We start from the raw sequence: 17,336 nt of genomic DNA on the forward strand, positions 1-17,336 counted from the left end.
ACTATTTTCAAAAGTTTGAAGAATTAGAATAAAGTTTTTCTAAACTTCTTAAAATTTTCAGTCTGTATTTTTTTCATATAATTTTTATTTTTGTGAGTTACTACATCATTTAGTATTCTTTTTTCAACTTTTGTTGCCCATTACTAGAAATGATTAAGGTTTTGCCTTTTGGATTCTACTTATAAAGTATTTCATTTTTATTAAATTATAGTTCAAATTGTACTTTATAGGGATGGTGATTCATGAAAAGATGAAGAATCTTTGGCAGATGGTTTGAAATGGAAATAATAAACGGATATCAAAAATTTTATGGAGATTTTCTGCATCTACATGAGTCCAACTTGTCATCCCTTTTTTCAAACCCTCCAAATCATCAAATTCTTTTTTTAGAGAATAATACAGTAAAGCATCATCCTACACACGGAGAGCAATGAATCCGATGTCTTCTTTACATATTTCACTTTATTTAACAGGTAGATTGATTGAAATCTTTGGTGGCCTTTTTAAATGGATCTTTTTCTTTAATATCTCCAATAAGAAATTTTAATTTAGGGTTATTGTCAAATTCCTGCTTCATTGAAAATTGGCTGGTTTCATTTCTTGAGAAAATACGAATTTCCTTTGGTTCATAGGATAATAGTTGTTTGACCAATTCATGCCCCCAAGACCCAGTACCTCCTGTCACAAAAATCGTCTTGTTCTTAAACAACTTTTATGCCCCCTAGCACTAGTTTTATCACTCTGTCAGAAACGTCATTTCGATCATATCCATCTGGTATTGCCCAAGTTTTCGGTTGATTGATCATTACCTCCGTACAGTTTGCTATGTTTTCGGCATCGATTCCCGAAACCATATTGCTTCCGCATTCCACAGTTTCAGGACGTTCTGTCGTTTTACGAATAGTGACAGTAGGAACGTGAAACAAGCAGCACTCTTCTTGTACTGTTCCGCTGTCTGTTAGCACACAAAGCGCATTCTGCTCAAGCTTCACAAAATCAAAAAATCCGAACGGTTCATGAAACTCGACTAAAGGATGAATGTCAATCGCTTTGTCATTCAGCCGTGATTTTGTCCGAGGATGAATGCTGCAAATAATTCTTTTTTTATACGCTTCTGCAATTTTGTTAATGCCACTAAATATTTCAAGCAAACGGGATTCATGGTCAACGTTCTCAGCACGATGGGTTGTAACGAGAAAATAATCATCTTTTTGCAAACTTAACTTAGTAAGAATCGTACTTTTTTGAATCTCGTTTTTGTAATGTTCCAGCACCTCGTAAATTGGATTGCCAGATACAAAAATTCGATTTCTCGGAATTCCTTCTTTAACTAAATTTTCTTTGCTTTGCGGAGTGTATGGCAGGTTAAAACTTGAAATTGCATCAATGATTTTTCTGTTGATTTCCTCAGGTACTTCCAGATCAAAACATCGGTTTCCAGCTTCCAAATGAACAACAGGAATGCCCATTCGTTCAGCTAAGAGAGCACTAAGGCCGCTATTTGTATCTCCTAGAACGAGTACTTTGTCTGGTTTGTTTTCATTCAGAATCTTTTCTATCCGGCTGAAAATAGTAGATAGCTGCTCTCCCAGAGTTTGCTGCCGATCCAGCAAGACATAATCGGGATTTCTTACGTTTAATTGTTTGAAAAAAATATCGCTTAATGTTTCTGTGAAATTCTGTCCGGTATGAACTAATATATGCTGATCTGACAATTCATCGAGTTTTCTTATAATGATGCTTAAACGAATAATTTCTGGCCGTGTTCCTAAAATAGTCATGATTTTCATAGCCGCACCTCCAAACTGGATTTTTTTCCAGACAGGCTTTAATTTTAGTCGCCTTTCCTATAAATCTCTCAATCAGTATATGGGAAGGAGTTAATAATGATTAGACTAGCATCCTGCACTTTGTCAGAAAAAAAATAATTTAGTGGAGCATTAGATTTGAGGCAATTGTTTATCGTGCAGTCATAAATAGATTTAAGAGACTTATTCTTTCTTGTATCACATATGTAAGAATATAAATTTCGATATGTTAAAATATGAATGATTCATTAGCCGAGGAGAGATTCATGTGGATAAAAAAATTGATCACATTGGCATTGCAGTCCGAAACATTGAAAACAGTATCCACTTTTACGAAAACGTATTAACAGGTAAATTGATTGACCGTTATATAAGTGAAGCAACAGGCGTCGAAAGCGAGGTCGCGATCATGGAAGTAGGCGGGGAGAGAATTGAACTTCTGGCACCGACCAACAACACCACTTCTCCCATTGCCCGATTCATAAGACAGAAAGGCAAAGGCGTTCATCATATTGCTTATCGAGTCGATGACCTTCATGCAGCGATAGATGAACTGAAAAAACAAGGAATCCGAACTTTAGAAGATACTTTGCGGATAAACAAACACGGCAGGCGCTTGATCTATTTAAATCCTGCAGATACAGAAGGCACAATTATTGAATATTGTGATTACCCAAACCACTTGTGATGTAACTAAATAGGGGCTGAAAAAAAATTCAGCCCCTAAAAGTCTTCGGGTAAAATTTCCGCTTTATACCACTCTGCTGCAGCGTTTGCTTCTTCAAACGTCAGTTGATGCCCATGATTTTCCCAATGGAGCTGCACTTCAGCGTTTGCCTTTTTGAGCAGCGAAAAGAGCTCCTTTGATTCCAGCGGTGAACATAACGGATCATTCGTACCTGCAGCAATAAACACCTGCTTATCTGAAAGATCCGGCAGGTCGATTCCTCTTCTTGGAACCATTGGGTGATGCAATATCGCTCCCTTTAGAGCATCACGATAATGAAACAACAAGCTCGCTGCGATATTGGCTCCATTGGAATAACCAATCGCAATCAATTTTTCCCGGTCAAATTGATATTTTTCCGCTGCTTCGTCGAGAAATTCATGTAGTTCCTTCGTCCGAAAAATAAGATCCTCTTCGTCAAACACTCCTTCTGCAATCCTCCGGAAGAATCGTGGCATTCCGTTTTCTGAAACATTCCCCCGTACACTTAAAACAGAAGCATCTTCATAGAATCTTTCCGCAAGTGGTATAAGAGAAGTTTCATCGCCTCCCGTTCCATGCAGCAAAAGCAGCGTTGGCTTTGTCAGATCCTTTCCTTGTCTGAAAATGTGTTTCATTGTTATTCTCCTTTCACTCTAAATTTTTTGAACCATATATCTCGTATTCATTTATTATGAATGCGAGATATTATTATAAAAAAATATACCGAAAGCCATGGTGGAGGCAGTGAAATACCCCCACACTGATCATTTTACAGACCCTGAGCGTAAAACCCTAATTTTTTCAACTGTTTAATCATTTCTTCTTTTTCATCCGCAGTTAGTCCGCCAAATATTTCTTGAATGGAATTTTTGTGATTCGGGAAAATATCGTCCATTAATTTTTTACCTTCAGCCGTTATTTCCGCATATGTGGTGCGGCGATCCTTCGGACATGCTTTTCTCTCTACAAGTTTTTTATTTTCCAGCTTATCGACGACGTACGTAATACTGCTGCTTGCGATTAATACTTTATCGCCGATTTTCTGGATCGGATGTTCACCTTTGCTGTATAACAACTCAAGAACAGCAAACTCCGTTGGATTCAGTCCATAGGTTCGTATGTCTTCTACTACACGCTTTTTTACGGATTGCAATGCCCGAGTCAATACAACAAATAACTTGAGAGAAAGATCTCCGTCTTCTTTCGTTTTTTCAACAACCATACTGAACAACATTCCCTTGATAATAGTTTCGAAGTGGGAATAATTGTAGTTTACTTATTGCGAAAAGTCAAGATAACCCACTATGAAAAAAACCCTTATCATCATTGATAAGGGACAAAATTTACACTTGTTCAGGAACAACTTTTTTCGCCTTTTGCTTTAATGATCGTTTTTGCCAAACAATTGTTATGAGCAGCGTCATAGCTAAGAGCGCAAGGCCTAAAATGAACGGAAACGTAATTTGAACATCGTATAACATTCCGGCAAATGTCGGCCCCATCACATTTCCTATACTCATATACGCATTGTTCATACCCATGGCAAACCCTTGTTCATTTCCAGCCATTTTTGAGATAAGCGTATTCAAAACCGGTCGTAGGATAGAGGTTGCCAGAAAAATTAAAAGCGAGATTCCAAAAAATAAAACATAGCTGTTGGCAACGATCGAAAGAAAGAAACCAATTGCGGCTACCCCTAAAAAGATATTTAAAACAGAGCCTTCTCCGTATCTATGTACAATGCGATCTACAACAAAAAGCTGAACGATCACACTGATCATTCCGGTAGCGGTGATCATCACCGCAATTTGCTGAGGCGTTGCGCCAAACTGATCGTCGACAAACAACCCAATGACTGACTCATATGCCATTAATCCGAAGCTCATCACCAATGTAATGATCAGCGGAATAAAAATCGGCATCTTTACGGAACGAACCATTTTTCTTGCGAGAGATTCGTCATCCTTTGCCATCTGATTCTCAGGAGCAGTGAGATTTCGCTCGCTTTCTTTAAGAAGCAAGACGGAGAAAATAACGGCTGCAAGCGATACAATAGCAGAAATGAGAAATGGCGTTTTCAATCCAAAACCGGCTAAAAACCCGCCGATCCCGGGTCCAACAACGATTCCAAGAGACATAGCAGCAGAGATCAGGCTATTCCCTTTTGCTCGTTGATCCAGCGTAGTGATATCAGCAATATAGGCAAAAATAGCCGGAATAAGCAGAGCTGCGCCAATTCCGCCGATGACACGGGAAGCGTAAAGCAGCCAAATTGAATGAACCGCATAAAAAACAAACATGGACAGCGTTAACCCTGCAAGTCCAAAAATAATCATCTTTCTCCGGCCATATTGATCTGTCCATTTCCCGGCAATCGGCGAAAAGACAAGCTGCGCTCCCGCAAAAATAGCGATCATCAAACCGGCAGCAGTCCCTCCCTGATGAATTGACTCTAAATAAGCCGGCAGAATCGGAATAATAATGCCGAAGCTTCCTATCGCAATAAACATATTAATCATCAAAATCGTCAATCTTTTCCGCTGTTCAGCTGACATGGATTCAGCCTCTCTTTCTATCGTATATTTTTCGCTAATTCAATATTTTGAAAAACGGTTCTTTCATCAATAACATTTTTTCCATTTTTATGATGAAAAATACAAAGTGAAGCTTCAAGCACATTAAAAATAACTCTTGCAATGCAAGAGTTAAAAATAGATTAGAGATTTAATTTTTTTTGTTTTAAAGTTGATTTTCTTTTAGATATTTCTCTCTTCCGGTGATCCTGTTGTGCTTCTTTAGTTGGTTCTCTATTTTTTTCTGCTTTTTTTATGGTTGTATTCGGATGTTTCAATTCCCGAGTCTTGTTTAGTTTTCTCCCGCTAAAAAATTTATTCTACACGAACCACTCTACGGGAAAAAGAGGTTAGCAGGACTAGGAGATCTAAGCATCATCTCAATTCCTTCAACTCATTCTCTTTTTCTACAGCTTCTTCTTCGGTGAAAATGCCGTTATCTTTTAATATCTCTAAAATATCAAGTAAAAATTGACATGAGTCATTTTGAATACGATTAATATTCATCTCCTCCTTACTAATTATAACTACGTCCATTTAGTGAAAATAAAGGGGGTCTATTTGTTGATATTTCAGTAGGACATCTAGGGAATAATGTCAACGAATTGAAAAAAGCACTCATTTTAATCTACGAGTGCTTTTTGTTCTTTTTGTAGTCGTGTTCAAATGGTCACTCAATACTCTATATCCTTATTAGATTTAAATAGTTGCACCTCAAAATATGAAGTGGTTAGACCGTGGAAATGAATCGTTTAACATGTATATAAATGGCATGTATAACATTACGATTGCGACTATAAATAACAAGCATACTGTTACAAAAGAAATTAGAATAAAGATTACTTGTTTCATTTTTAGACACCTTTTTATAATTAGAAGTATTTGTTATACATAGAATTACTATGTATTATTATATACTGGTTAAAATTCCAAGTAAAGATTTTCATGCATCAATCATCTTACTCATAAATAGTGATTTTTGTCCTGCTGCAATTATTACCTTGATTGAAAACTAGTGTAATTCTTTAATAAAAAATGACACATTTCCTTGATTTACAAGAAAATGTGTCATTTTATTTTGATGCAAATGATGGAGTCAAGGGGGATCGAACCCCTGACCTCTACGCTGCCAGTGTAGACAGGTACTTCTGAATGGAGCGGACGTTCTTGGTCGAAACCTTATTTTATCAGTTTTTGTTTATGGTCATTCTGTTTAAAAATGGGCGCTTTTGGGTGTTTCTGAACAATTGCGTCCCCAATTCGTCCCCATGCGTCCCCAAATTATTAATTTCAGAATCATTTTGTTTATGACTATCACATTGGCGCTCCATCTCTTTCATATAGAGATTTACTAAATAATCGTAGCAAGCATTGTAACACTTGTCATCATGTGATCCTTCAATAATCCCCACCTTCATGATGAATACTCATGGATATGTTCACTGGAGTTGTAAAATGGCTGTTTCCTCCATGAGAATGGGATAAAAAAGGAGCTTTTTTAACTCCCCAGATTCGACTTTCAATGATGGTAATTATATGAGTCTTTCACTATTTCTACTTTAAAAGAAGCTATTAATCTAATCAAACGTGTTCAATGTATAGAGAAGAGACAAAAGAGACATACTATCACCGCAAGATATTTATTCAACTATGAGGAGCGTGTATTATGACAGAGATATTCAATGAATCTCAAGAACAAACGTTTTCAGGTCAAGTGCTTCAAGACAGTACGTTTGCAGGTGAAGTTAAATCGACCTCTTCTTCTATGCAAGCTACTACGGGAATAACTGAGGCCTTAGGTCGTATGCAAGAGTTACCGACAGAGGGTCGAATTCTGGGTGGCACCATCCTCAACTTCAATTTTGATCACTTCGGCGGGACCAATAATCTGAAGCCCGGTCGCCCCGAAACACTGAGAGCGCGTGTAAATCGACCAGCGGGGGCAAATTGGACTTTTGTCGGGATAAGCAAAATCAACTGTGGCTACATTAACGGGAATTTGGGTAATCCACAGATGGGTTTGCGTGAACGGCCACTGGGACAACTGCAGGTCGACACCCGGGTAGAGGGTGACGATATTGTCTGCACAATGCAGCTCACTGATAACAACGGGGACGACCCATGTGTAATGCGAGTCGGAGTCAATGTGCTGTTTTTTCAACCATAGAACAGGATGAGAATTTTCCAGTATGGTCGCAAGGTTGAAAATCAAAGGAATTGACGGAGGCCCGCACAAGTACCGAAGTATGTGGTTTCAGAGGAAACGGTAATAAATTGTTATTTGGAAAGGGAGTGACGACATGTCCGAGTTTTTTGCGATGATCACCACCTTCGGAAATTCACCAAGTGCCAATGCTCACCTTGAGGTTGGCCTGGACTCACAGGCGGCAAGTGCAGTTGACGTTACCTTCAATGTGTACAGTGAAAAGGGCGTTGAACTCGCCTGGTTCAGCCAACTCAAAAACGCGAACGGTTACGTATCTTCGTCTACCGATCCTAACAATGACCTGTTCCGGCTTAGCAAGGGGCAGCCCGCCTTAGTAAGGGCGCGGACACCATTGGTCGCACAGACCGCCAGCGCCGTGCTGCAACAGAGTGGTCCTAAAAACCGACTCGTGTTTGCCGTACCACCGGCGGTGAACTCCAGCGGAATACGGGTGGCGCAGGGAACAGTTTTCCCGCTTACAATCGGTTCAATCAACAAAGGTACACTACTCATCGCCAATGTTTCGAACTCGGACGTCAACGTCGATGTCTTCACTGGAACTGTGGGGGAGCCGGGAACAGGAAAGCACAACAACCCGAGCCTCACGAAGTTCTCGATCTGGTCTGTGGATCTGAAAGCATCCAATCAGTACTCGCACCTTGTCGTCATATCATCAGGCGATATCATTGTCCAGCTGGTGCTCGACGACGGTCAAGTCCATGCGGTGACCTGCCTTCCAAACTTTTAAGTAAAATAATCCTCCAAACCGTTCGTATTTAGAACGTTTTTCAGTTTGGGTACAGTTCCAGAGTTCCCTCTTAAGTGAAATCGTTGTTTGGATTGCTCTTGCTAAAAGTGAAAAAATCTTAATACCTACAGTCATTCCTGTCGTTATCGGCAGCGAAGGTTCGAATATTCTCATAGAATAGATCGTCTAAATATTTTAATTTTAACTATATAATTAATTTATTCCTCTCCAAATATCAATAATTTTTTTAAAAATTTTTTTGCTGTTTTTATAGCAGAACAAAAAAGCCAAAACCTTTATACATAAATGGGTTTTGGCTATTATTTTATTGGTATGTGCCAGGAGAGATTCGAAATCCGACCGACGACTTTGAAGCCCTGTTTTAGGTATGCTAATCAAACGCGATTTCATACTTATGAATATGTTCAATGCTCGTATACATCTCCTGAAAATCCATACTGGACTTCAACACTTTAATTTATCACTATTTAACAGTAGCTTCTAGACCTTCAATTTCTAACTCATCCTCAGTTTCCGATTCAATTAATTCTTCTATCTGCTGTTTAAACTCATCTGAATTTTGACTATTTCCGAATTTCTCCATAAGGTTTTTAATTTTCACTTCAAAATAACTATAATCTTCTTCAATGAGTTGTCTTGTTTCAACATCAGTAATTTGAACAAATTCTACCTTAAAATCTAATTTGGGATATTCTTTACATATTTTTGTTTCTAGAGACTCTTTAATATTAGATGAAATTTCACTGTCAGTATAAAAGAATATAAATAATAATTTATCCGTTAAACCATTTTCAATTTGATTAATTACTTCTCTTCTCCTTGGTGATCTAGGCACAAAGAGGATAGAATTTTGTCTACTAATAAACTTTAACTTCTCTAAACTGTTAATAGAGAAATCACTGTTAATAACGAACTTTTCATTGGAAATTTTTTCGGTAAAATCTCTTAAATATTTGTTTATTTTGGAAACAAATTTAAATTTTATTCCTTCATGTATACCTAATACTAAGTCCAAATAACCTAGGGAATTATACTGAGGTGTACTAGGTATACCTCTCACAATTTTAGCATTCTTAGAAACTACAGATAACAAATCTTTTTGAATAATTTCTTCATGTATTAACTTTTCAAGATAAAACTGATTAATTCCTTTTGAAAATTTTGTATCTATGGTTGTATCTGATAATACGATATCTACACGAAATAATCCTTGACTTGATATAGATATAAAACATTCCAAAGGAGTACTAAACAATAATCTACAAATCGTTATATTATCAGTATTTTCTGACATCTCTGTAATCATTCCTCGTTGGTTAATCATGTTATATCCTTTTTGAGAATATAAATTTTTTATTATATCGATTAGGTTAAAGTCTTTATCAATTATGATACCTGTCATTGTCATCACAGTATTTAGACTATCATTATCTAAACTTTTCAAGATTTCTGTCGAACTTTCGGCATCCAATTTCTGCACTCTTCCACTGAACTCATTATAATTCTCTGATAAGAATCCAGATACAAAATTTAAAAAGTTGGATGTGATTATAGTCCAGTTTATTATATCTTGGTGTGGTATCTTCACTTCAAACAATGAATCATAGTCAGCTGATTGCCTTAACATATATCCATATGCAAAAAAAGCTGCCATATTTAGACATGAATATTTTTGAGGGTTTGATATTCTATCTTCTTTGGAGCTTTCTCTTATTTCTTTTAGAATCAATTTTAATTGAATTTCAAAACTAGAACATCTTGAAGAAGTATCAATTCCTAAATTTTCTATATTTACTTTGTTTAAAGATTCCACCATTGTTTCAACCATCTCAGTGAATTTTTCTTCTTTAAACAACTCTGAAAACAGTGGGAATATCCAGGTAAATGGGTTTTCAAAACTTTTCATACGACCTGCATTCATTTCTTGTCTAGAAATAAAATCTTCCTTCCCAGAAATGAGGATTTCATCAATATTATTTTTAAAAGCTTCTAGAGCTATCGGAGTAAAATGTTCAAGTTTTGTCTCATCTTCATTAGTATTATCAAGTTCCAGTATACTTTTGTCTATTACCTTTTCAGTTTTATAAAATTCTACCATAGATGCAAAACTATTATGTAATGAATAGTACATATTACTTACACATGTTCTACGTTGATTTTGGATCAGATTTATTTTAGAAGCCTTTGCATTCTGTAAGGCTGATTGATAATAAATCTTAGAGCGAGATATAAGATATTTATAAAAATTTTGCTTGTACCTTTCTCGATAAACTTGTTCAAGTTTTTGGAATGAGATAAAATTTTCAGTAATAGTTGTTTTTACTTTATTTTTGTACAAGACAAAAGAGGTTCTTTTTGATTCAGATTTACTTATTAAGTATCCTTCACTTAATAAGAAATCAACAACTCTTTGTATTGGATATTTTATTTCTTGAGCATCGTCGTCTATTACATAAATCACCTCATGCAACAAATCTGAATTCTCGATAATTAATTCATTCACAGTAACACCCCTAAAATAAAATATATAAATTTACAATAACATTTTTCAGATGACTCATAAGACATAATAACAAAAACATCTAATCGCTCTTAATGTTTGAAGCAACCCCGAAGTCTGCTTCAATGCATCGCTTATTCCCTTTAAAACCCCATATCGTAAGCAGATTATTTAGTACTGATCTTCGTCTACAATACGGGGTCCATACTAACTCAGGGTTCTTTTTTGTCTTAATCTTCCCAAACATCATTCATTAAATCTTCTACTTCTTTTCTACGCCTTTCAGTCTCGTTTTTCAAAACTCTAACTTTATTATCCTCAAGTTCAACAACATCACCCACTGTCGCTTCTTTTGGGAAAATGTCCTTGGCAAAGTCTTTGGTTACTCCTTCAATTTCAACAACAGCTATTTCACCTTCAAAACGATCAATAATTCCTTTTATAACTTTACTCATTTCTTTGCAGGACTCACAGAAATTTTCGTGCCAGTGCTTGTGATTTTCACAGTTCCATTCTTATCCGTTCTATACACTTTTGCTTTAACCGCCTTTAATCGATTCAACGTTTCACTTGTAGGATGCTTGTAACGATTTCCTTTACCCACACTAATCACTGCATATGTGGGTTTAACTTTGCTTAAAAAATCCTTGGATGAAGAATCCTTGGAACCATGATGACCCACCTTTAAAACATCAACTTTTGATAATAATTTTTTGGAAAGCATGTCTTTCTCAGACTTTAATTCTGCATCACCACTAAATAAGAAAGAGTTTTTGTTGTACTGAATATGTACGACTGCACTCCAGTTATTTAGATCACTCTTTGCATAGTCTTTCACAGGGCCAATAAATTTGGCTTTAATAGACTTGTCCTTTAAAGACAAAGCAACTCCGTTTTTAGCAGTTTTAACGCCTTTCTTTTCTCTTTTAACTGCTTGTAAAAAGTCCGTGTATGCTTTGGTTGTATGTCTTACTTTTGGTGCATAAATATTTTCGACTCGATAGGCAGCAAGAACCTCGTCTAAACCACCGACATGATCAGCGTCTGGATGGGTTGCAATCATAGCCTCAATGTCATCAACTTTTTGCTTTTTGAGATACTTAAGAACATCCTCTCCTTTGGCTTTGTTGCCAGCATCGATTATGATGTCGTCACCTTTTGGTGTTTTGATGTATATTGCATCCCCTTGTCCAATATCGATGTAATGGACAACAAGATTTTTGCTTGCTGCAGAAACATGAGTTGCTGAAATGTTAGGTATTGCAAGAATAACAATTAAAGCCATAAGAAAAATTTTTAATTTTTTCATATATTCTCCTCCTCTAAGATAATATACCACCATATTCCTAGTATTTCCTACCTATCTATGAAAATTTTTTCATGTAAGGATCAAGGAACAATTTGCTCTCTGATTTTAAAACAATTTTTTTGAAGAACATTGATCATGAAACATCAATTTTGTTAGGACAAGTCGTTTTTACGTCCTTCTCCTTAAAGCTTAGAATAAAGACATTCTTTTGGAGAGGATGATGTTTATGAATAACAAGTTGACCATCGTTGATTTAACTCCTACAGCAAAAGATAAGAGCAGTAAAGTATTTAAAATTTCATACCATGTAAAAGGAGAAGCCATCGAAGGTCACTATTTAGAAGTTCAAATGGGAAATGAGTTCGAATGGGTGCTTATCCTCTAGAATTGGAAATACATAAATATGAAAAACACTTAAGGTTCCTTAGCCTCCAGCTCAATTCATTTCTTGAAAGTGAGTATGGATTTAAACGGAAACGAATTATAATTAACCACATTTCAAATTTAAAAGAACCTCATAATACCGGTGGTCTGTCTTTCTTGAAATGAGAATGTTCTTTTAAATTCCGCATCGAAAGGCATTGCAAATATCGAAATCCATTCAATTAGATGAAGAGTGGAAAGAATTAATATTGGAGGCATTAGCAGCAGGAATCACTTTAAAAGAGATACGAATCTTTTTAAATACTTGGTCGCCAGCCTTGATCGTATAGACATGAGGCGAACGACAGAAAATAATAAATGCATAAAAAAAGAAGCCTATACTCACTGGTAGGCTTCTTCCGTATCAGATAAAGGCATTACTTAAACATATCAACAAAAAACACGGGCTGTTCATTGTTTTCTCTTTTTAATACTCTATATAGACATAAGATAAAGACAAATTAATGTAATTGATTTGGATTTCTATTAGTATGCCCTGAAGTAATTTCATCGAATATATTATTATTTGATTCTTGATTTTGAGATTGAAAATTTAGATATGCAGGATTTATTAATTTTTTAAACTCCCCAACAGTAAGAGGTTTAGCCTCTTCCTTTAATTCATATCCTAATTGACCATTGGGTTCCAACGTCGCGGTTTTAACATCTGAAATTTTAGATATGCCTAGTAACCTTAATCTCATTTCAAGCTGATCAACTGTAAGTCTAAGCTTTTTTAAATTGGTTGTATTTAGATTCCCATTCTCCACTACAACTATTGATTTACCGGTTAAAAATTTTTCAAAAAAATTAAATTTTAGTTGTAAGTATTCCATTATTATCAAGGAAGCAACAAAAATCGATGCAGCAATTATTGTTCTCCAAAGACTATCTTCGATTATTGGCTGTACGATAATCGTACCAATAGATATCATTACAACCGTTTGAGCTAATGTCATTTGTGCTATAGATTTTCTACCCGATATTCTTAAAAGAATAATTCCTGCCATTATCAGGATAAATGATTCCCAAGCAAAATTCACTTATATCACCTATTTTTGTTTTTTCCTAGTATTCGTTTCTTGGTAAATTTTATACAACGCATATTATTAAAAAACACAAGGATTTCGGATTATAAAGAAGATAAAAGTTCCATAAAATATGTTTTAAATGGAATAACAGACTTCTTTATTCACTTCATATCTAATGACTCTAAAATCTTAACCGAGAACAATAATGAAGTATACTTACCCCGCCTTTAATTAAGAATCTTTTTTGCTGGTATTGTTAAATATAAAGAAAGAAATAAACAAAATCTTATGTATGGTTTGATTGGAGTTTTCATAATATGAAAGTCATGTACCTAACGATTGAACTTATTATTGGGTTTTTTCTTCTTTTTATAATCGTCAAATTTGTTGGAAAGAAAATCATAAATCAAATTACACCCTTCACTTTTATTGCCGCTTTAGTATTGGGCGAATTATTAGGAAACGCATTATACGACGACAAAATCGGTATATTTTATATTATATACTCAATGATATTATGGGGCGTTTTACTATTTATGGTCGAATATCTTGGACAAAAATATTTAGCTTTTCGTGGCATCTTTGAAGGAAAACCGTCTGCTCTTATTAAAAATGGAATAGTTGATCGGGAAGAATTGAAAAAAAATCGAATGAATATCAATCAACTGCAAAGCTTACTTCGGCAAAGCGAAACCTTTTCTGTTAGAGAAGTTGCTTTTTGTTACTTAGAAACGAACGGCTCACTTAGCATACTAAAAAAGACAAAATACCAGAAAACTACTCAGGAAGATTTCAATATGCCTATAAAATCCGTTTATGTTCCTGTTACTTTGATTCGCGACGGTGAAGTTTTATGGGATGAATTAAATGATTTAGGTTTTAATAAGCCTTGGTTAGAAAAACAACTCACATCTCAAGGTATTTCTGATTACAAAAATATTTTTTTAGCAGAATGGCTAGAAGGTGATGGATTATTTGTACAAACTTATTAAACAAAAATTCCTTGATGAAGTAATCTTGGGCTGTTTCAAAAGGATAAATAATAGTGGTTTCATACATTGGGCACTTATTGTGTTTGATGAGAAATATTCCAGCGCGTTCGAACACAATGACTCACTCCAATTACTCTGCGACAAGATTTATTGTCGAGTACTTGAAAGATATATGGTGGATCTTGAAATTATAGAGATCTTACATTTCTCGAAGGTTATACCCGTCTAACGTGCTAGGTATTTTTTTACATTGAATTAACAACGTATGTTCGTATATTATACGAAAAAGGAGCTGAGAATTATGAAAGTTACTATGTTAACACCAGGATCAAACATAATATGGGAATCTAGCCGGATGATGCTCCCCGAACACCGAGAGGCTTTGGTTGCACGTAAAAGAGAAATACTGCTAGTCGAAAAGCCAGAGCTGTATCAGCAACATTTTGAGGATATGGAAAACATAATTCATGAATCAATGGAGTTTGTGTTTCCGTTACAGTTTAATGGTGTGTGATGATGGACATTTCCGCGAGATCACACGGCTTGTGGATTACATAAACAAGCAAACTAAACAGTTACATGTTGTGGATAATAACGGGGATGCCAATTTGGTTAAGTTTATTGATATTGTTGATGTAAAAAGGAATTAGCCCTACCATATGGAAGGGCAGCTGTTTTACCAGATTTGGTCTGCGAATTTAAGGAAACACAAAGTGCGACGCGGGGCAAGATAATATGAGACCATGAGAATTTATACACATGTGTCTTCATCAATACTTATTGGAATCCTCTAAGTATCGATACAAAGTCGTTTTACTAATACCGGTTTCGATTGTAATTTGAGCAATGGTAAACTTCCCGCTTAGGTACATTTCAATTGCCCGTTTCACATATCGATCAGGCTTTCTAGGGCGGCCACCAACGCTGCCTCTTGATTTTGCTTCATTTAATCCTGCTTTCGTTCGTTCACTGATAACGTCATGTTTTAATTCTTGAATGTTCTCCATAAACTGAAAAAAAATTTGACCACATTTTTTTGATGTATCAATCTGATCCCGTATCGAAACGAAATCTATATGATACTCCTTAAAAAATCGTGTCAATTCGATTAAATGTCTGGTTGAATTAGCAATACAATAAAGTTTATAAACAACGACTTTATCGCCTTGCGAAAGCGATTGCAGTAATTTATCTAATTCTGTCTGATCGTTTACAACGCCATTTGGTTCATCGTAGATCTTATCACAACCAAATTGCTTTAAAATTGCGATTTGCAAAGTTGTTTCCTCCCGAGTGAATGAACGAGTATAGCCGATAATCACGAAATCATCTCCTGTCTTTCAAATCTATTCATTATTTTAACAAAACTGAGGAAGTATAGATAATGGTTGAGATTTGTCCCAAAAACGATTAGTTTTGGTACAATTTTTTCTAGACTTCTCCCGGGTTCTCTGCTAAAGTTGAAATTGTTAAAAACGGCCCCGGCTTCTATGAGAGTTAGAAGCCATTAAAAAATGAAAAGAATAAGAGGTGTCAATTAAATTGTTACAAAAATTGAATAAGGAATGGTTTGGAAACCCAAAGAATGATATTCTTTCCGGTATTGTGGTGGCTTTAGCTTTAATTCCTGAAGCGATAGCTTTCTCTATCATTGCTGGAGTCGATCCAATGGTAGGGCTGTATGCGTCTTTCTGTATCGCCGTAGTGATTTCATTTGCCGGAGGTCGTCCTGCAATGATATCAGCCGCCACAGGAGCAATGGCATTGCTTATGACCACATTAGTCAAAGATTATGGAATCCAGTATTTATTTGCAACGACGATTTTAACGGGGATTATCCAATTGATATTTGGGGTGCTGAAAATTGCACGCTTTATGAAGTTTATACCGCGGTCGGTCATGGTAGGCTTTGTAAATGCGTTAGCCATCTTAATTTTCATGGCACAGGTTCCTCATTTTATTGGAATTTCGAATCTGACGTATATAGTAGTTGCAGTCACATTGGCCATCATTTATTTGCTTCCGCGCTTTACACAAGTAGTGCCTGCTCCGCTTGTTGCGATTGTAATAATGACAGTATTTGCGATTTTCGCGAATACTGATCTTCGTACGGTCGGAGATTTGGGCCAAATCACACAATCGCTGCCGTCATTCCTGCTGCCGGAAATCCCGCTGAATTTCGAAACATTAGCGATCATTTTTCCGACTTCTCTCGCGTTAGCAGTTGTTGGTTTATTAGAATCCATGTTAACTGCTTCGATTGTAGATGATATGACAGATACAGAAAGCAATAAAAACAGAGAATGCAGGGGTCAGGGGATTGCAAATATTGTCGCAGGGTTTTTTGGCGGCATGGCCGGCTGTGCAATGATTGGGCAGTCAGTTATTAATGTAAAGTCAGGCGGAAGAGGACGATTATCTACTTTCGTTGCCGGTGTGTTTCTCATGTTCTTAATTATCGTATTGGGGGATTGGGTTGTACAAATCCCTATGGCTGCCTTAGCCGGGGTTATGATCATGGTGTCCATTGGAACATTTGATTGGTCCTCTCTTCGAACCTTAACCAAAGTCCCTTTAACAGACACCATCGTCATGGTTGTGACAGTTGTTACCGTTGTAGCTACCCATGATTTATCGAAAGGGGTTTTCGCCGGAATTATACTCAGCGCGATTTTCTTTGTAGCAAAGATTTCCAAGGTTCGGGTAGAAGAATCTTCAAAAGGGAATGAAAAGAAAACCGTTTATGATATCAAAGGTCAAATTTTCTTTGCTTCAGTGCAGGATTTTGTGAATTCATTCTCATTTCAGGATCCAAAACAGAAGGTTATTCTTAACTTCTCAGAGGCAAATATATGGGATGACTCCGCCGTAGCAGCAATTGATAAAGTGGTGATTAAATTCAAAGAACAAAATGTAGATGTTAAGCTGGCAGGCTTAAATGAATCCAGTGATCAGCTGATAAAAAAACTAGCGACATATGATCGACCAAACAGGAGAGCATCGAATCACTAAGGGG

Annotated in this window: 18 protein-coding genes and 1 pseudogene; 8 read left to right on the forward strand and 11 right to left on the reverse strand. The window is 36.2% G+C overall.

Features of this window, described 5'->3' with window-relative positions; genetic code table 11:
* Nucleotides 1–490: 490 nt before the first annotated feature.
* Nucleotides 491–709: pseudogene (locus tag AM592_RS11545) on the reverse strand (polysaccharide biosynthesis protein); the annotation flags it as partial.
* Nucleotides 702–1,790 carry a non-hydrolyzing UDP-N-acetylglucosamine 2-epimerase gene (gene wecB / locus AM592_RS11550; RefSeq protein WP_053603925.1) on the reverse strand — a complete coding sequence of 363 codons (1,089 nt, stop codon included), beginning with the start codon at nt 1,788–1,790 and terminating at the stop codon, nt 702–704. The gene wecB and the pseudogene AM592_RS11545, both read right to left, overlap by 8 nt.
* Nucleotides 1,791–2,076: 286 nt before the next feature.
* Here wecB and AM592_RS11555 point away from each other — a divergent pair, with 286 nt between their 5' ends.
* Complete coding sequence (locus AM592_RS11555) at nt 2,077–2,496, forward strand: VOC family protein (RefSeq protein WP_053603926.1); 420 nt, start codon at nt 2,077–2,079, stop codon at nt 2,494–2,496.
* A gap of 35 nt (nt 2,497–2,531) precedes the next feature.
* On the opposite strand, the gene AM592_RS11560 is transcribed toward AM592_RS11555, so the two are convergent.
* The 4 genes from AM592_RS11560 to AM592_RS24985 all read right to left on the reverse strand — a co-directional run bounded on the left by AM592_RS11560 (nt 2,532) and on the right by AM592_RS24985 (nt 5,597).
* Nucleotides 2,532–3,152 carry an alpha/beta hydrolase gene (locus AM592_RS11560; RefSeq protein WP_053603927.1) on the reverse strand — a complete coding sequence of 207 codons (621 nt, stop codon included), beginning with the start codon at nt 3,150–3,152 and terminating at the stop codon, nt 2,532–2,534.
* A 134-nt stretch (nt 3,153–3,286) separates the two neighbouring features.
* The gene (locus AM592_RS11565) at nt 3,287–3,739 is read right to left on the reverse strand and encodes a MarR family winged helix-turn-helix transcriptional regulator (RefSeq protein WP_053603928.1); all 453 of its coding nucleotides are present in this window, start codon (nt 3,737–3,739) and stop codon (nt 3,287–3,289) included.
* Between the two features lie 121 nt (nt 3,740–3,860).
* Complete coding sequence (locus AM592_RS11570) at nt 3,861–5,072, reverse strand: MFS transporter (protein ID WP_053603929.1); 1,212 nt, start codon at nt 5,070–5,072, stop codon at nt 3,861–3,863.
* Nucleotides 5,073–5,465: 393 nt separating this feature from the next.
* Nucleotides 5,466–5,597, reverse strand: a complete 132-nt coding sequence (locus AM592_RS24985) for a hypothetical protein (protein WP_264080123.1) — start codon at nt 5,595–5,597, stop codon at nt 5,466–5,468.
* A gap of 1,159 nt (nt 5,598–6,756) precedes the next feature.
* Here AM592_RS24985 and AM592_RS11580 point away from each other — a divergent pair.
* The gene (locus tag AM592_RS11580; protein WP_053603931.1) at nt 6,757–7,257 is read left to right on the forward strand and encodes a hypothetical protein; all 501 of its coding nucleotides are present in this window, start codon (nt 6,757–6,759) and stop codon (nt 7,255–7,257) included.
* A 133-nt stretch (nt 7,258–7,390) separates the two neighbouring features.
* On the forward strand, nt 7,391–8,044 hold the full coding sequence (locus AM592_RS11585) for a hypothetical protein (RefSeq protein WP_053603932.1): 654 nt from the start codon (nt 7,391–7,393) through the stop codon (nt 8,042–8,044).
* 484 nt (nt 8,045–8,528) lie between these two features.
* Here AM592_RS11585 and AM592_RS11595 read toward each other — a convergent pair whose 3' ends face one another.
* From AM592_RS11595 to AM592_RS11605, 3 genes are all read right to left on the reverse strand, one after another.
* Nucleotides 8,529–10,568 carry a hypothetical protein gene (locus tag AM592_RS11595; RefSeq protein WP_053603934.1) on the reverse strand — a complete coding sequence of 680 codons (2,040 nt, stop codon included), beginning with the start codon at nt 10,566–10,568 and terminating at the stop codon, nt 8,529–8,531.
* Between the two features lie 227 nt (nt 10,569–10,795).
* A complete protein-coding gene (locus tag AM592_RS11600; RefSeq protein ID WP_053603935.1) occupies nt 10,796–11,020 on the reverse strand; it encodes a DUF3006 domain-containing protein in 225 nt (74 codons plus the stop codon).
* Nucleotides 11,017–11,874 carry a ComEC/Rec2 family competence protein gene (locus AM592_RS11605; protein WP_053603936.1) on the reverse strand — a complete coding sequence of 286 codons (858 nt, stop codon included), beginning with the start codon at nt 11,872–11,874 and terminating at the stop codon, nt 11,017–11,019. Before AM592_RS11605 ends, AM592_RS11600 begins: the two co-directional genes overlap by 4 nt.
* Before the next feature lie 226 nt (nt 11,875–12,100).
* Between AM592_RS11605 and AM592_RS24145 the strand changes: the two genes are divergently transcribed.
* Both AM592_RS24145 and AM592_RS23305 read left to right on the forward strand, forming a co-directional pair.
* The gene (locus tag AM592_RS24145) at nt 12,101–12,259 is read left to right on the forward strand and encodes a hypothetical protein (RefSeq protein ID WP_158320301.1); all 159 of its coding nucleotides are present in this window, start codon (nt 12,101–12,103) and stop codon (nt 12,257–12,259) included.
* A gap of 196 nt (nt 12,260–12,455) precedes the next feature.
* On the forward strand, nt 12,456–12,587 hold the full coding sequence (locus AM592_RS23305; RefSeq protein WP_148564328.1) for an anti-repressor SinI family protein: 132 nt from the start codon (nt 12,456–12,458) through the stop codon (nt 12,585–12,587).
* 171 nt (nt 12,588–12,758) lie between these two features.
* Here AM592_RS23305 and AM592_RS11610 read toward each other — a convergent pair whose 3' ends face one another.
* Nucleotides 12,759–13,340, reverse strand: coding sequence for a DUF421 domain-containing protein (locus AM592_RS11610; protein ID WP_053603937.1), 582 nt, complete (start codon nt 13,338–13,340; stop codon nt 12,759–12,761).
* Between the two features lie 305 nt (nt 13,341–13,645).
* Between AM592_RS11610 and AM592_RS11615 the strand changes: the two genes are divergently transcribed.
* Nucleotides 13,646–14,320 carry a DUF421 domain-containing protein gene (locus AM592_RS11615; protein ID WP_053603938.1) on the forward strand — a complete coding sequence of 225 codons (675 nt, stop codon included), beginning with the start codon at nt 13,646–13,648 and terminating at the stop codon, nt 14,318–14,320.
* Between the two features lie 301 nt (nt 14,321–14,621).
* Nucleotides 14,622–14,834 carry a YolD-like family protein gene (locus tag AM592_RS11625; protein WP_053603940.1) on the forward strand — a complete coding sequence of 71 codons (213 nt, stop codon included), beginning with the start codon at nt 14,622–14,624 and terminating at the stop codon, nt 14,832–14,834.
* 256 nt (nt 14,835–15,090) lie between these two features.
* On the opposite strand, the gene AM592_RS11630 is transcribed toward AM592_RS11625, so the two are convergent.
* The gene (locus AM592_RS11630; RefSeq protein ID WP_053603941.1) at nt 15,091–15,642 is read right to left on the reverse strand and encodes a recombinase family protein; all 552 of its coding nucleotides are present in this window, start codon (nt 15,640–15,642) and stop codon (nt 15,091–15,093) included.
* A gap of 220 nt (nt 15,643–15,862) precedes the next feature.
* On the opposite strand from AM592_RS11630, the gene AM592_RS11635 reads away from it, so the two are divergent.
* Complete coding sequence (locus AM592_RS11635; protein WP_082363971.1) at nt 15,863–17,332, forward strand: SulP family inorganic anion transporter; 1,470 nt, start codon at nt 15,863–15,865, stop codon at nt 17,330–17,332.
* Nucleotides 17,333–17,336: the final 4 nt, after the last annotated feature.

It is taken from the genome of Bacillus gobiensis, assembly GCF_001278705.1.
In the GTDB taxonomy this organism is placed as follows: domain Bacteria; phylum Bacillota; class Bacilli; order Bacillales; family Bacillaceae; genus Bacillus; species Bacillus gobiensis.